The sequence below is a fragment of the Thermoanaerobacterales bacterium genome (genome assembly GCA_030019475.1).
GTDB lineage: Bacteria > Bacillota > Desulfotomaculia > Desulfotomaculales > JASEER01 > JASEER01.
Genome location: JASEER010000032.1, coordinates 1 through 13,594, shown reverse-complemented (window position 1 = coordinate 13,594; position 13,594 = coordinate 1). Strand labels below are relative to the sequence as shown.

The 13,594-nt window shown below is 63.9% G+C and carries 17 protein-coding genes and 3 tRNA genes; 15 read left to right on the top strand and 5 right to left on the bottom strand.

Annotated features, from left to right (window positions below):
* The first annotated feature begins 87 nt into the window (after window positions 1-87).
* The gene (locus QMC81_08885) at window positions 88-600 is read left to right on the top strand and encodes a methylated-DNA--[protein]-cysteine S-methyltransferase (GenBank protein MDI6907581.1); all 513 of its coding nucleotides are present in this window, start codon (window positions 88-90) and stop codon (window positions 598-600) included.
* Here QMC81_08885 and QMC81_08880 read toward each other — a convergent pair.
* Window positions 590-2,191, bottom strand: coding sequence for a methyl-accepting chemotaxis protein (locus QMC81_08880; GenBank protein ID MDI6907580.1), 1,602 nt, complete (start codon window positions 2,189-2,191; stop codon window positions 590-592). The genes QMC81_08885 and QMC81_08880 overlap by 11 nt on opposite strands.
* Before the next feature lie 201 nt (window positions 2,192-2,392).
* On the opposite strand from QMC81_08880, the gene gltX reads away from it, so the two are divergent.
* The 3 genes from gltX (at window position 2,393) to QMC81_08865 (ending at window position 4,063) form a co-directional block, all read left to right on the top strand.
* Window positions 2,393-3,880 (top strand): glutamate--tRNA ligase, encoded by a 1,488-nt coding sequence (gene gltX / locus QMC81_08875; GenBank protein ID MDI6907579.1) that lies wholly within the window; start codon window positions 2,393-2,395, stop codon window positions 3,878-3,880.
* Between the two features lie 24 nt (window positions 3,881-3,904).
* Window positions 3,905-3,978, top strand: a tRNA-Gln gene (locus QMC81_08870).
* 9 nt (window positions 3,979-3,987) lie between these two features.
* Window positions 3,988-4,063 (top strand) — tRNA-Glu (locus tag QMC81_08865).
* Between the two features lie 44 nt (window positions 4,064-4,107).
* Here the strand turns inward: QMC81_08865 and QMC81_08860 are convergent.
* Window positions 4,108-4,512 carry a CHRD domain-containing protein gene (locus QMC81_08860; protein MDI6907578.1) on the bottom strand — a complete coding sequence of 135 codons (405 nt, stop codon included), beginning with the start codon at window positions 4,510-4,512 and terminating at the stop codon, window positions 4,108-4,110.
* A gap of 195 nt (window positions 4,513-4,707) precedes the next feature.
* On the opposite strand from QMC81_08860, the gene QMC81_08855 reads away from it, so the two are divergent.
* Window positions 4,708-4,914 carry a hypothetical protein gene (locus tag QMC81_08855; GenBank protein ID MDI6907577.1) on the top strand — a complete coding sequence of 69 codons (207 nt, stop codon included), beginning with the start codon at window positions 4,708-4,710 and terminating at the stop codon, window positions 4,912-4,914.
* Between the two features lie 192 nt (window positions 4,915-5,106).
* Window positions 5,107-5,748, top strand: coding sequence for a spore coat protein (locus QMC81_08850; protein ID MDI6907576.1), 642 nt, complete (start codon window positions 5,107-5,109; stop codon window positions 5,746-5,748).
* A 49-nt stretch (window positions 5,749-5,797) separates the two neighbouring features.
* Here the strand turns inward: QMC81_08850 and QMC81_08845 are convergent, their stop codons facing one another.
* Window positions 5,798-5,938, bottom strand: coding sequence for a hypothetical protein (locus tag QMC81_08845; GenBank protein ID MDI6907575.1), 141 nt, complete (start codon window positions 5,936-5,938; stop codon window positions 5,798-5,800).
* 335 nt (window positions 5,939-6,273) lie between these two features.
* Here QMC81_08845 and QMC81_08840 point away from each other — a divergent pair, with 335 nt between their 5' ends.
* Window positions 6,274-6,771, top strand: coding sequence for a hypothetical protein (locus tag QMC81_08840; GenBank protein ID MDI6907574.1), 498 nt, complete (start codon window positions 6,274-6,276; stop codon window positions 6,769-6,771).
* Between the two features lie 64 nt (window positions 6,772-6,835).
* Here the strand turns inward: QMC81_08840 and QMC81_08835 are convergent, their stop codons facing one another.
* Window positions 6,836-6,988: a hypothetical protein gene (locus tag QMC81_08835; protein MDI6907573.1), complete on the bottom strand. Its 153-nt coding sequence runs from the start codon at window positions 6,986-6,988 to the stop codon at window positions 6,836-6,838.
* A 24-nt stretch (window positions 6,989-7,012) separates the two neighbouring features.
* The gene (locus QMC81_08830; protein ID MDI6907572.1) at window positions 7,013-7,180 is read right to left on the bottom strand and encodes a hypothetical protein; all 168 of its coding nucleotides are present in this window, start codon (window positions 7,178-7,180) and stop codon (window positions 7,013-7,015) included.
* Between the two features lie 89 nt (window positions 7,181-7,269).
* On the opposite strand from QMC81_08830, the gene QMC81_08825 reads away from it, so the two are divergent.
* The 8 genes from QMC81_08825 to QMC81_08790 all read left to right on the top strand — a co-directional run bounded on the left by QMC81_08825 (window position 7,270) and on the right by QMC81_08790 (window position 13,503).
* Entirely contained in the window at window positions 7,270-8,196 is a 927-nt protein-coding gene (locus QMC81_08825) for an L-lactate dehydrogenase (protein ID MDI6907571.1), read from the top strand.
* Between the two features lie 67 nt (window positions 8,197-8,263).
* A tRNA-Arg gene (locus tag QMC81_08820) sits at window positions 8,264-8,338 on the top strand.
* Window positions 8,339-8,830: 492 nt separating this feature from the next.
* Complete coding sequence (locus tag QMC81_08815) at window positions 8,831-9,016, top strand: hypothetical protein (protein ID MDI6907570.1); 186 nt, start codon at window positions 8,831-8,833, stop codon at window positions 9,014-9,016.
* A gap of 46 nt (window positions 9,017-9,062) precedes the next feature.
* The gene (locus QMC81_08810; protein MDI6907569.1) at window positions 9,063-9,923 is read left to right on the top strand and encodes a zinc metalloprotease HtpX; all 861 of its coding nucleotides are present in this window, start codon (window positions 9,063-9,065) and stop codon (window positions 9,921-9,923) included.
* A gap of 314 nt (window positions 9,924-10,237) precedes the next feature.
* The gene (locus tag QMC81_08805) at window positions 10,238-10,795 is read left to right on the top strand and encodes an NYN domain-containing protein (GenBank protein MDI6907568.1); all 558 of its coding nucleotides are present in this window, start codon (window positions 10,238-10,240) and stop codon (window positions 10,793-10,795) included.
* Between the two features lie 94 nt (window positions 10,796-10,889).
* Complete coding sequence (locus QMC81_08800; GenBank protein ID MDI6907567.1) at window positions 10,890-11,441, top strand: RNA polymerase sigma factor SigX; 552 nt, start codon at window positions 10,890-10,892, stop codon at window positions 11,439-11,441.
* Window positions 11,431-12,537 carry a zf-HC2 domain-containing protein gene (locus tag QMC81_08795; GenBank protein MDI6907566.1) on the top strand — a complete coding sequence of 369 codons (1,107 nt, stop codon included), beginning with the start codon at window positions 11,431-11,433 and terminating at the stop codon, window positions 12,535-12,537. The genes QMC81_08800 and QMC81_08795 overlap by 11 nt, the downstream gene beginning before the upstream one ends.
* Window positions 12,538-12,549: 12 nt before the next feature.
* The gene (locus QMC81_08790; protein ID MDI6907565.1) at window positions 12,550-13,503 is read left to right on the top strand and encodes an ABC transporter ATP-binding protein; all 954 of its coding nucleotides are present in this window, start codon (window positions 12,550-12,552) and stop codon (window positions 13,501-13,503) included.
* Window positions 13,504-13,594: the final 91 nt, after the last annotated feature.

Here is a 13,594-nt window from a genome sequence, read left to right as displayed (position 1 = left end):
TTACCATTCGCCCGGGGCAGAGAAACGAATCATAACTAAGTTTTATCAATAGCATTGTAGCGCATTATCGAGAAGGGGGGAGCGGGGTTGCGCGGATACGTTCTGGAAACCCCGGCCGGGTGGGCGGCGTGGCTCTGGTCGTCGAAGGGTCTGTACTCCCTCACCCTGCCGTTGCCCACGCCTGCCGAGGCGATAGCCGCCGTCGGGGGCGAGGGAAGGATTATGGATCCATGGTCCGGCGAAGGGAGAAAGGAAGAACAGGCGCTGGCCGCCGCCCTCAGCCGGTATTTCAAAGGCGAAAAACCAGGTTTCGCGGGGATACCCCTGGACTGGACGGGCTACTCGCCCTTCACCCGGTGTGTGCTGCGGGCGGTACGCCATATTCCATGGGGGCGGACGCTCACCTACGGCGAGGTGGCCGCCCGCGTCGGAAACCGGAAAGCCGCGCGCGCCGTCGGGAACGCCCTGGGGCGGAACCGTACCCCCCTGGTCGTCCCCTGCCACCGCGTGACCGCGGCGGACGGAAAGCCGGGCGGCTGGTCGGGGCCGCCCGGCTGGAAGGAACGCCTCTTACGGCTAGAGCAGCGGGTTAATCCATAATCCGGAACCTGTTAAGACGCTCGTTCAGGTCCCGGGACATTTCGGCCAGCTTCTCGGCGGTGGCCGCCACTTCCTCGGTGGCCGCCGTGGCCTGCTCGTTGACCTGGACGATGGCCTGGGCCGCGTCGGCCGCCCGGCGGCTGGCATCCGTTTGCGCCTGGGTGGCCTGAGCGATCTCGGCGACCATCGCCCCTACCTGCTTGATGCGGCCGGCGATGCTATGGAAGGCCTCGTAGGCCTGGTTGTTGGCCTTGGTACCGTCCTCCACCGCCTGGCGTGACGCCCTGACGGCGCCCTGGATCTTGTCGACCAGCTCGCCGATCTCCCTGGTGGCCTGCGCCGAACGTTCCGCCAGGCGCCGCACCTCCTCGGCCACCACGGCGAAACCGCGCCCCTGGGCGCCGGCACGGGCGGCCTCGATCGAGGCGTTGAAGGCCAGCAGGTTCGTCTGTTCGGCGATGTCCTGGATCGTGGCGACGATCTCCCCGATCTGGTCCGAGTTACGCCCCAGCTCGTCCATTCGCTGGTGAATCCCCTGCATGCCGGCCATCGCCGTCTTGGCCTGGGCCTCGCCCGCCGATGCCGTGCGCGTGGTTTCTTCCGAGTTGGTCAAGGCCTTCTGGCTTAGGCTGGCGATCTCCTGGATGGCGCCGGCCATCCGTTCCACGGCCTCGGAGATGTTGCTCAACTCGCTGGCCTGGGTTTCGCCCGTGGCCGAGAGCTGCTGCATGCTCGCCGAAATGCCTCCGGCGGCGTTCAGCAGGGCGTTCATTTCCGTACGGACGTGGGTCATAAAGCTGCGGAACTCCGTGAGAAGCTCATTGAGATGGCGGGCGAGACGGCCGAGTTCGTCCCGCCGTTCGGCGCCTTCAATCGTCACGTTCAGGTTGCCCTTGCCGGCCTGGTCGACCTGGGCGACGATATGCTGAATGGGCCGGGTCAAGGAGTTGGTCAGGAGCCAGACCAGTCCGATAATCGCCAGCAAGGCGACGCACGAGGTCCAGGTGACGTTCCAGACGGCGTCCTTGATCATCTTATCCACGAACTGCTTATTGGCGCCGACGTACCAGATCCCGATGACCTCTCCGCCGGAGTCCACAATCGGCTTGTAAGCCGTCTGGTACTTTACGCCGACGACGTCGGCCTCGCCGTAGTATTCCCGGCGCTCTTTGAGGACGACCTGGGCCACCTCATCGGAGACCTTCGTTCCAACCGCCCGTTTCCCATCCCTCAACACATTTGTGGCGACGCGTGTATCACCCTGGAAAATGGTACAGGTGTCCCCGGTCAGGCGCCCGACCTCATCGACAATGGCGAAGTTTTCGTTCATCAGGGTTTCGCCCTTGTAGAGCTTGCCGTCCCGGATGTGCCACGGTCCGGGATGCCGGCTGTTCAGGAGCGCCTCGCCGGTTCGGAGGTCCGACTTCACCTTCTCCACCGCGGCCAGGTTGGCTTCGATCCGCACCTGGCGCGCCGTCCCGAGGGCCGTACCGACAATGCCGAGGATGACCACCAGGGCGATGGGAATGATAAACCGGGAGCGGATGGACCGAAAACGGAAAGGATTCCCACTCGACTGTCTGCCTTTCATAGTATCCCCCCTTGCATCATATGTCGAAAAACTTTGACAAACTGTTAACCGCATTATATTAGGAAATCTTAACATGGTAAAGATGGTTCCTTGATGTGGTGTGGGGGAATCCTTCGCCAAAGCATGCCTTCGGCTTTACATGGCGTCAACCGAGGCAATATAATAGAAGCCGTACCATAAACAAGCAGGGGAGGACGCAGATTGACAGAGGTGCGCGTGCGGTTTGCGCCCAGCCCGACCGGCAACCTGCACATCGGCGGGGCGCGGACGGCGCTTTTTAACTGGCTTTTTGCACGGCATCACGGCGGACGTTTTATCCTCCGCCTGGAGGACACGGACACCGAGCGTTTCATCCCGGAGGCGGCTCAGGGGATCCTGACGACGCTGCGCTGGCTGGGGCTCGATTGGGACGAGGGTCCGGACAAAGGCGGACCGTACGGCCCCTACCGGCAGTCCGAGCGGTTGGAGTTGTACCGCAGGGAAGCGGCCCGGCTGGTGGAACAGGGCCTGGCCTATCCCTGCTACTGTACCCTCGACGAGCTGGCGGCCATGCGGGAAGAGGCCCGGAAAGCGGGGCGCGCCCCGCGGTACGAGGGCCGCTGCTGCAAACTGACGGAAGCCGAACGGAGGGCGCTGGAGGCCGAGGGCCGGCGCCCGGTATTGCGCATCCGGGTGCCGGAGGGGACGACCGTCGTGCGGGACCTGGTCCGGGGGGAGGTCAGCTTTGACAACCACGCCGTCATGGACGACTTTATTATAATGAAGTCCAACGGCATTGCCACCTACAACTTCGCCTGCGTGATCGACGACGCCGCGATGCGGATCTCGCACGTCATCCGCGCCGAGGAGCACCTGTCGAACACGCCGAAGCAGATGGTCGTCTTCGCCGCCCTGGGCTACCCGCTGCCGGAATACGCCCACGTGCCGATGATCCTGGCGCCGGACCGTTCGAAGCTCTCCAAGCGCCACGGGGCGACGGCGGTCGAGGAGTTCAGGGACCAGGGTTACCTGGCCGAGGCGATTATCAATTACCTGGCCCTGCTCGGCTGGTCTCCCGGAGACGAAAACGAGGTGATGAGCCGGGCCGAAATCCTGACACGGTTCAGCCTGGACGCCGTCTCCAAGCATGCGGCGATCTATGACGTCAAAAAGCTGACATGGCTCAACGCCCAGTACCTTGGCGCTCTGCCGCTGGACGAGGTGGTGGAGCGGGCGCGGCCGTTTTTCCAGGCCCGGGGTCTGATCGGGGACAAGCCCGGTGCGGAAGAGATGACTTACCTGCGGCGGGTCATCGACGCCGTCCGCAGCCGCGTGCATACCCTGGCCGAGCTGGCCGAGGCGTCGAGCTATTTCTTTAGCGATGAATTTGATTACGAGGAGAAGGGCGTCCGCAAGCACTTCATGAAGCCCGGGGTCGCCGATATCCTGGCCCGCGGGCGCCAGGCCCTGGCCGATGTAGAGTGCTTCGACCTTGAGTCCGCGGAGGCGGCCTACCGCAAAGTGATCGAGGACCTGGGGGTCTCCGGGGGGACGCTCATCCACCCGACGCGCCTGGCCCTTTCCGGGCGGACGGTGGGCCCCGGCCTGTTCGACATCATCAGCGTCCTGGGGCGGGAGCGCTGCTTGGCGCGCCTGGACCGGGCGATTCGTTGCATCGAGACTTGCAACCCTGAAGCCCATCTGCTATAATTACTTTTGCGTGAGGAAAACCGTTGCGGGATGGTGTAACGGTAGCACACATGACTCTGGATCATGTTGTCTAGGTTCGAATCCTAGTCCCGCAGCCAAAAAAACGTGGCGCTATCGTCTAGCGGTCTAGGACACCGCCCTCTCAAGGCGGAGACACGGGTTCGAGTCCCGTTAGCGCTACCATCTTTGGAAGGAAACACCCCCGGTGCTTGCCGGGGGTTTGTTGTTTACATCCGCCTGACTTGACCCCGGATTTCGCCCTCGGGGTTTTGTTTCGTGTGCGCGTTCACGTAGGTGTTGCCGGCCCGCATCTCGCTGACGAGGGCGGACAGTGGGCGGCCCTGCAACGGGCCCACAAGGTCCTCCCGTGCGATTGTCCCCTCGACGATGCCGCGTGTGACGGTAATGCCAGGGCTCACCGGGCCGAAAAGGAAGGCCGCCACGGGGCCGTTTTGCCCCCTGCGCCCCAGGTGGATGTGAGCCTCGGTGAGGTTTCGGATGTTGTTGACCACCAGCCGGTAACGCAACTCCGTCTCGTTCTCCAGTTGAAGGGTGGTTCGGCCGCTGGCAAACGTTCTCACGGGAGGGACTTCTTCCGAACCCCTTAAGAAAGCAAAAAACGATTTGGACATAACGGGTAGGCCTCCTTGCCTAAGGCTTTTACCATCATATGCCATCCAATGGGCTGTCGTGCCTGAGAGCACCGGGCTCTCTACACCCCGTAAATAGGACCGGATGCCCAGCGTTCTTAGGACTTATGCCCGATGATTAAGCGATGGGCCGGATGGTACGATGTAGGACAAAGGTCCCCAAGCGGAGGCGGAACAATGGATGGGATTGTAAAATGGGTTGTGTACCTCGACAAGCAGGGGGTCATCTTGGATGCTTATGATCAGATAGATGCCCTTCTTCAGGCGCGGGAGATGTTCATCCGCCTGGCCGGGCGGGAAGTGGCCATCCAGGAACTCAGCGCCCACCGTGTCTACGAAATGGCGCCGGGGCTTTTCCGGCCGTGCCCGGACGGGAGCACGTAAAAATGTATGGACTTCAAAGGAATTTCTTCCGCTACCCCGGCGAGGGCATGTTATACTGTATACAAGGTAGAATCTAGGAAAACAGTTCTACCGTCCTCCTTTATCCCCGCTACGCGCGGGGTTTTGTTTTTTTGCGTGGTGAACGGCGCATAATACCGGTGTACCACATTTAACACCGGAGGTGCTTTGTAAATGCGTCTGGGTATCCACGAGGCCGTCGAGTTGCACGAGGTGATGAGCGGCAAGGTCACAACGATCGACCACCACGCCCTCTACATCTCGGAATGCCAGGACCCGCAGTTGCGCTCCATCCTGGAGCGCCACCAGCAGCGTATGATCCAGGACTACCAGAAGGCCCTGGGCTTTATGCAGGGACGCGGTATCGACCCGACCCCCTACCGCATGCGCATGGAAGCCGGTATCCAGTACGGGATGCAGGCCGGACAGCCGGTCCACCCGCACCCACAGGCGAGGCACCTGTCCGATCAGGCCATTGCGAACGGCGCCCTGATGCAGCATAAATGCGGTGCGACGAAGGCTACGGCGGCCGCCCTGGAGGCCGCGGACCCGGAGCTGAGACTTCTCTTCACCGACACCATTCTGACCTGCGCCGGAATGGCCTATGAACTCTTCCAATATATGAACCAAAAGGGCTGGTACCAGGTTCCGGCTATGGAAAGAGGGCTGCTTAACCAGATGACGCAGTCCTTCGGGCCCGTGGCGGGGCGCAACCTTGAGCAGCACCGCGCGGGCGGGATGGGCGTGGGCCCGGTGACCAACGCCTGGACGGCGGGTCCTCAGGCCGGGGAAACCGGCTGGGGTTACCGCGCGTAACAACGCCGGCCAGAGCAGAGCCCGCCGTTCGGCGGGCTCTGCTTATATACTAGGAACGCTCATCCCGGTCATCCGCCCGGTTTTCTCCTGTTGTCCCGACCCCGGCCTGGTCGCGCCGCAGGACCAGGTAAATCCCGCCGGCGATCAAGGCGAGGATGAGGATGGTGGTGATCAGTCCACTGGTTGTCACGTTGCCTTCCTCCCATGCGCAGTCTGTATACGGCTACAAACGATCCAGCACCCTGGTTATAAGGGATCGGTTCCTGCGAGGTGACTGCCGCGTCATTAACCGCCATGCCATAGCCGCGGCGCCTACACCGGCGATGACTCCCATCCAGCGCCCCCAACGCATGCCGTACGACCTCCTTATTCTTTTCTCACTTGAAGTATCCGCCGGTCCGGGGATTGTGATACCCGGATAAGATACCCTCCGGGGCAAGGGAAAATCCATTTTCTCAGCAGGGAAAAACTGTAATACAAGGAATAGAATAGAATAAGGATCTTAACCGGAATGGGGGAGAAGGCGTGTCCCGGTATCTTCTTATGTCCGCCCTCGCGGCAGTGGTCTGTCTATTGTCCCTCTGGGGCTGTGGGTGGACAGACGGTGAGCGTGGGAAGCCGATACCTGCGCCGCGCCCGGCGGCCGCCTCGGTCACGGGAAGCCTTTCGTCCGACGAGGAGGATGTGCGGCGGCTGGTGGGGGAGGCCGTGAAGGCCGACAACTATCTTTCGGCGTCGAGCCGGGATGAACTCCGTACCTGCCTGGGACGTATTTATGCCGGGCCCCTGCTGGAGCGGCTCACCGACGCGGTCTGGGAATGCTGGGGCAGCGACAATACGGGCGGCGCGGTGGTCACCGACTGGCTTGAACTGCGGTTTGACGGATCACAGGCCTATGCGGCCGTCGCCCTTTACAGCGAGGATTGGGCCACCGGGGACCGGGTATCCGGCCAGGGGCGTTTCACCCTCATGCGCCTGACCGAAGGGTGGCGCGTGGTGGATATAGATTACTGTTGGGAGTAAGGGCAGGCCCGGGTTTCCGGTGTCGGATTTGGGGGACCCGGGCCCGTGACGAGGCTTCGGTCCTCTACCTGGTGGTGGGGTCATCCTTCCGCTTGCCTTCCTCCCGCAGGTCGTCCTGGACCTCGATTGAGCGCCGGCGGCTCTGCTGCACCAGGTACCAGCCGCCGACGGCGATGACGGCTACCACGAGGATAATGACGGCCGTCGAAGTTGTCACACGATACACCCCCTTCGCCCTCCGCTACTTCAGCCGTGTCTTCCGCATTTCCCACCAGGTGCCGGCGTTTTCCCCGAAGAGATTGCGTATACTGAAGGTGTAGCGGACGCGCTCCCCGGCCCGCCGTTTAAACGCCGGCCAAAGCCGGGTGGCGACATAAGTCCGGGCCAGGAACCAGAGTACCTTGCGCACGGTGAATTTCCCTCCTTCCGCCATTTTTGCCCGGAAGGCGGCTGCTAATTCCCCTTTTAGGGGAAAACAATCAGCGAGGAGGTTTGCCCATGAAGATCGCCGTAGTCGGAGCCGGGGCTGTCGGGGCCACGACGGCCTATGCCCTGATGACCGGGCACCTGGTTAACGAACTGGTCCTGGTGGACATTAACCGCGCCCGTGCCGAAGGCGAGGCGATGGACATCGCCGACGGCATGGCCTTTGTCGGCCCGGTAAGCGTTTACGCGGGGGACTACGCGGATTGCGCGGGGGCGGGCGTCGTGATCCTCGCCGCCGGGGCCAACCAGCGCCCCGGGGAGAGCCGGCTGGACCTGGTCCAGAGGAACATGGATGTGGTCCGCCAGGTTTGCCGTGAACTGTCGCGGTACTGGCAGGGCGGTGTCCTATTGGTGGTGACCAATCCGGTCGATATCCTCACCTACGCCGCCCAGCGGTTCACCGGCCTGCTGCCGGAGATGGTCATCGGGTCGGGGACGGTGCTGGACAGCGCCCGCTTCCGCAAGTACCTGAGCCGGCACTGCGGGGTGGACGGCCGGAACGTGCATGCCTACGTGGTCGGGGAACACGGGGACACGGAGGTTTTCCTCTGGAGCCGGGCGACCATCGCCGGGGTGAACGTGGACGAGTTCTGTGACCTGCGCGGCGTGCCCCGCCCCGACCGAAAAGTCATGGCCGACCTGGTACGGAACTCGGCGGCCGAGATCATTGCCCGCAAGGGGGCGACCTACTACGGGGTGAGCCTTGCGGTGCGCCGGATCTGTGAAGCCGTTTTGCGGAACCAGCAGAGCGTTCTGACCGTCTCCGGCCCGCTGGACGGGCCGTACGGCCTTACCGGGGTGGCCTGCAGCATCCCGTCGGTCGTCGGACGAGACGGTCGCGAGCGCATACTTGAACTGCCCCTGGCGCCCAATGAGGAAGGAGCGCTGCGCCATTCGGCCGGGGTGTTGAAGAAGGTTCAGCAGGATGTGGGCCTGTAAGCGGCTGGCTTTCAGCCCTTGCATCACCGGCCATGGTGCGCTATAATAAGAGGTGCTGCACAGAAGTGCGCCCATAGCTCAGAGGATAGAGCGCCGGCCTCCGGAGCCGGGTGCGCAGGTTCGATTCCTGCTGGGCGCACCATAACAGGACGACAAACCCGCGGGAGTCAAGGCCCCGCGGGTTCTTAATTTTGCGGGGGAGCCGGGCCAAAAGTTCCCCGGAGTTCCGATAAGTTCCGGGTTTCCGAGGATTCGAAAGGTTTTATCCAGGCCGTCGTTGGCCGGGATGTTACCGTGCGTCCTCTGTCTGCTCCCCATGCGTGAGACTCACAAGGCTCTGACCATCATTTAAGGTTGCCTTCCAAACAGGGCTGCGGCCTTGCGGCGTGGAGGCGGGGAGGGAAGATTGTCGCTGGACGGCCCTGGCCGGCTTAGATAGGCCAAACCGCGCTGCCGGTTTCCTTAACCGGCGTGGAATTGAAGGGTATAATTATAATGAATGCTTATGTGTCTTTGGATTGCCAAGGTGTCTGTAAGGGCTGTCCTGGCGTTTTTCCTTGTCTTGGGTCTGTTCGGCTTCTGCACCGGGTCGGAAGAGGCCTGGTTTATTGCTGGCTGCCAGGCGGCGGTTGTTATGCCCGCCACGCGTGCCGGGGACCGGCGGAGGGTCGCTCGAGAGGACAGGCGGGAAGGGGTTCGGCCTTCCGATGCCCGCCGCCGGCCGGCGGCCCATGTCATCGTTATGGACCAGGAGTGTTCCTGGCGGCTGATGCGTTTTTACCACGGCGACTATCTGGACGGGCGCCTGGCGGCCGCGTAAGGGATGGACGGAACCAGGACTGTTATGCATGCAATTGGGGAGGTTGATGATCGGCGTGAATACGCTTAAGGTCTGGCTGTTAATGGGAATCCTGTCGGTCCTGCTCGTGCTCCTCGGGGATTACATCGCCCCCGGCGGGAGCGGAGCGCTGATTTTCCTGATTATCGCCCTGGTAATGAACCTCATCGGCTATTATCAGAGCGACAAGATTGCCATTCGTATGACGAATTCCCGGCCGGTGAGCGAGGCCGAGGCGCCGCAGCTATATGACATTGTGAGGCACCTGACGACGCGGGCGGGCCTGCCGATGCCCCGGATCTACATCACGCCTTCCCCGCAGCCGAACGCCTTTGCCACGGGCCGCAACGCGTCACACGCGGCGGTGGCGGTCACCGAAGGGTTACTGCGGCTTCTCAACCGTACCGAACTGGAAGGCGTCCTGGCTCACGAGATCGCGCACATTAAGAACCGTGACATCCTGATCGGGGCCATTGCCGCCACCATGGCGGGCGCCATCACCATGATCGCCAACATCCTGCAATGGGGGGCCATTTTCGGCTTCGGCCGCAGTGACGATGAGGAAGGCGGCGGAGGGGGCCTGGGCGCTCTGGCCATGGCCATCATCGCCCCGTTGGCCGCTATGATCATCCAGATGGCCATTTCCCGGTCCCGTGAGTACCAGGCCGACGCTTACGGCGCCCGTCTGGCCGGAAATCCCGACGGCCTGGCCGACGCGCTGCTGAAGCTGGAACGGGGCGCGCAGGCCATCCCGATGGAGGTCAACCCGGCGACCTCGCACCTCTTTATCGTGAACCCCTTGAGCGCGGCCTCGATCGCCCGGCTGTTCTCCACCCACCCGCCGATCGCCGACCGGGTGACCCGTTTGCGGCGGATGCGGCTCGGGTAAGAATATTGTGTAAGAGGTGGTACCGGTGGCGGTCTGGAAATGTGCGCATTGTGGCGAAACCTATGAAGGCCGGTGCAAACCGGGGAAGTGCAAGAAGTGCGGCGCGGGGAAAGAAGAGCTGGTTAAGCAGCCGAAAGCGCAGTGACAGCTTATTGCGCCGGATGGGTTGACAACCGAGTATTCCTGTGCGTAGAATGTACTCACATATAATCGGTTGGCTCCACCGGAGCACTCTTACCGAAAGGATTGGCCTTGGCGCCAGTCCTTTATTATCATCTAGCCCCGCGGGCCGACCGCATTTTAAGGAGGGACATATGAAAAAAGTCACTATCCATATCGACGGCAGTAACTTCTACAGTGCCGTCCGCGACCTTTACGGCCGGACAAACATCGACTACCGGGCGCTCATGAACAAGCTCACCAATATAAAGCCCGGGCGGGAACTCCTGCGCGGTTACTTCTATACCGTAGAGTTGCCCGAAGACTATGACCCCGTGGAGAGGGAGAAAAACGCCCGCTTCATTTACACCATCTCACAGGTGCCGTACCTGGACATCGTTTATGGCAAGCTTCGGCGGCGGGTGACCCCCACCGGCCACACCTATTATGAGGAGAAAGGAACCGACATCAACCTGGCCGTCAACCTTCTCACCGGCGCCTTCCTGGGGACATACGACGTGGCCGTGGTCGTCGCCGGGGATACGGACTACAGCAAGGTTATCTCCGAGGTGAAGCGGCTCGGGAAGCACGTGGAGATCGCCTGGTTCCGTAACCAGTCTCCCTACAACCTCAGCCAGGAGTTGGTGCGGGTGGCCGACGACGTGATCGTCCTGGACGAGGTCTTCCTCAGTGACTGCTGGTACCAGCGGTGACGGTGAACATGGGGATGTTGATGCTTCTTTACGCCGGTCCGGTGTCACAAAACCGGGCCGGCGTCGTGTTAGGGAAGTGAAGGACCTTCGGGGGGTGCGCACCATTTCCGGACCTTCCCCCGGCGATGCGGCGGCGCCGCCGGCCGATTTCCAGGAACTCTTTCAGGCCCACTACCCGCGGGTCTCCCGCCGGGCAGCGGCCATCCTCGGCGACCGGTACGCCGCGGAGGACGTGGCGCAGGAGACCTTTTGCCGCCTGCTGTTCAACCCGCCGCGGCACCGGTCGAACCTGGCCGGGTGGCTGGCACGGGTGGCCACGAACCTCTCGCTGAACCGGCTCCGCGGCGAGGCCGGCCGCGCCCGGCGGGAGACGGCCGTCACGGCGCGGGAGGTCCCGGCGGCGGCCTCGGCCGAGGATGACGCCCTGCGCGGGGAACGGGTGGCCCTGGTCCGCCGCGCGTTGGCGACGCTGCCGGAACGCCAGCGGCACTGCCTGCTCCTGCGTTTCGCCGGATTGAGCTATGCGGAGGTGGCGACGGCGACCGGCGTGGCGCCGGGGTCGGTGGGCAAGCTCCTGGCGCGGGCCGAGGAGAAGTTCCGGCGTGAGTACTTACGCCTGAACGGAGGGATGGCCGATGTGTTTTAAGGATGGAGCGCTGCGCGCCTACCTGGACGGCGAGTTGCCGGCCCGGGAGTCTGAACGCGTCGCCGCCCACCTGGCGGAGTGCCCCCGCTGCCGGGAGAGGGTGGAACGGCTCAAAGCCGACGAAAACCTGGTGGAAGCGATACTGAACCGGAGTCTGAACGCCGCCGGTGTGCGGCGGGAAGACCTTCCGGCGGCCTGGGCGGGCCTGCGGAACGAGGGCCGGCCCGGGACCATATGGGAAGGAGTGCGTAAGGAAATGCGTCGATTCAAGGTGGCGGTGGCCGTGGCGGCTACGGTGTGCGCCCTGGCCGTTCCCTTTACTTTCCCCCCGGTGCGGGCGATGGCCACGGAGTTCCTTAACATCTTCCGGGTGGAGCGGGTGCACGTGATCAGCATCTCCGGCCAGGAGTGGGCGCAGATTGAAAAGGCGCTGTCCGGTCAGGGGCCGGCCGACATCGAGGAGTTCGGCCGTATCGCGACCAGCGGCGAGCCGGAGTACCGGACGGGCCTTTCCCCGGACGAGGCGCGGCAGGCCGTCGGCCCGGGCTTCAAAGTGCCGGCGGCGGCGGGGGGCGGCGAGCCGTCCTGGGGCGTGATGACCGGCTTCACGCTGACCATCGCGCCGAAGGTGGAGGCGATCAACGGTTTGCTGGCCCAGTTCGGCAGCGACCGGATGCTCCCGGAGTCCCTGGACGGGAAGGAGTTCACGCTGCGCCAGCACCCGGTGGCGACCGCCGAGTTCACCCGGCCCGACGGGCGGAAGGTCGTCGTCGCCCAGGGGAAGAGCCCCGAACTGACTGTACCGGAGGGGACCGACGTGCTCGCCCTGCGGGACGCCCTGCTGGGCCTGCCCTTCCTGCCCGATAACGTGCGGCGGCAACTGGAGGCCGTCTCCGACTGGCAGCACACCGTGCTGATCCCCAGCGTAAAGGGTGAGGCCCGGCCGGTGAGGGTCAACGGGACGGAGGGGGCCTTCCTCGACGGCCACGGCGGTGACAACGGCCTGCTCTGGGCGGCCGACGGCCTGATCTACATGGTCGGCGGTACGGACCTGACCCTGGACGAAGCGCTGGCGGTTGCCGCCTCGTTGCGCTAGGAAGGGCGAAGCATGGAGAAGGTCATCGAGACCGGCCGCCTGACGAAGCTTTACGGTTCCGGCCTGGGTTGCGCCGAGATCTGCCTCTCGATCGCCGGGGGGCAGATCTTCGGCTTCCTTGGGCCGAACGGGGCGGGGAAGAGCACGTTGGTGAAGGTACTGGTGGGCCTCCTGCGCCCGACGTCCGGTGAGGCCCGCGTCCTGGGACGCCCGCTGGGTGACCTGGCGGCCAGGCGCCGCATCGGTTACTTGCCGGAGCAGTTCCGTTACCAGGAGTGGCTTTCGGGAGCGGAGGTGCTGGCGCTCCACGCCCGCCTCTGCGGCCTGGACCGTGGTACGGCGCGGCAGCGTATCGGCCGCGTCCTGGAAACCGTCGGCCTGGCCGGGCGGGAGCGGGGCCGCGTCCGTACCTACTCGAAGGGCATGCAGCAGCGGCTGGGCCTGGCCGTCGCCCTGGTCGGCGACCCGGACCTGGTTTTCCTGGACGAACCCACCTCTGCCCTCGACCCCTTGGGGCGGCGCGAGGTGCGGGAGATCATCCTGGAACTGAAGCGCGCCGGGAAGACCGTCTTCTTAAACAGCCACCTGCTGAGCGAGGTGGAGATGGTCTGCGACGAGGTGGCCTTCATCAAGGCCGGGCGCATCGTCCGCGCCGGGCCGCTGAACGAACTCCTGGCCGGGGCGGCCACTGTGGAGATGGAGGTCGCGGACCTGACGGGCGAGGCGGAGGAGGAACTGGTACGGGTGGCGGTGTCGCTGCGATGCCTGGAAAACGGGCGGTTTCTCGTGCACCTCGCCCGGCGGGAGGATATCCCCGTCCTGGCGGAGATCGTCACCCGCCACGGCGCGCGGCTCTACACGCTGGCGCCCCGCCAGCGCTCCCTGGAGGATCTGTTTGTCGAACTGGTCGGGGAAGGAAAGGGGGTGGAGCCGCATGTGGGCCATCGCCGCGATCACCGTGCGTGAGGCCCTGCGCCGCAGGATCCTGCCGGTGACCGTCCTGGCCGCCACCGTCTTCCTGGGGCTGTACGGCCTGGCGGTGCGCTTCATCGCCCGG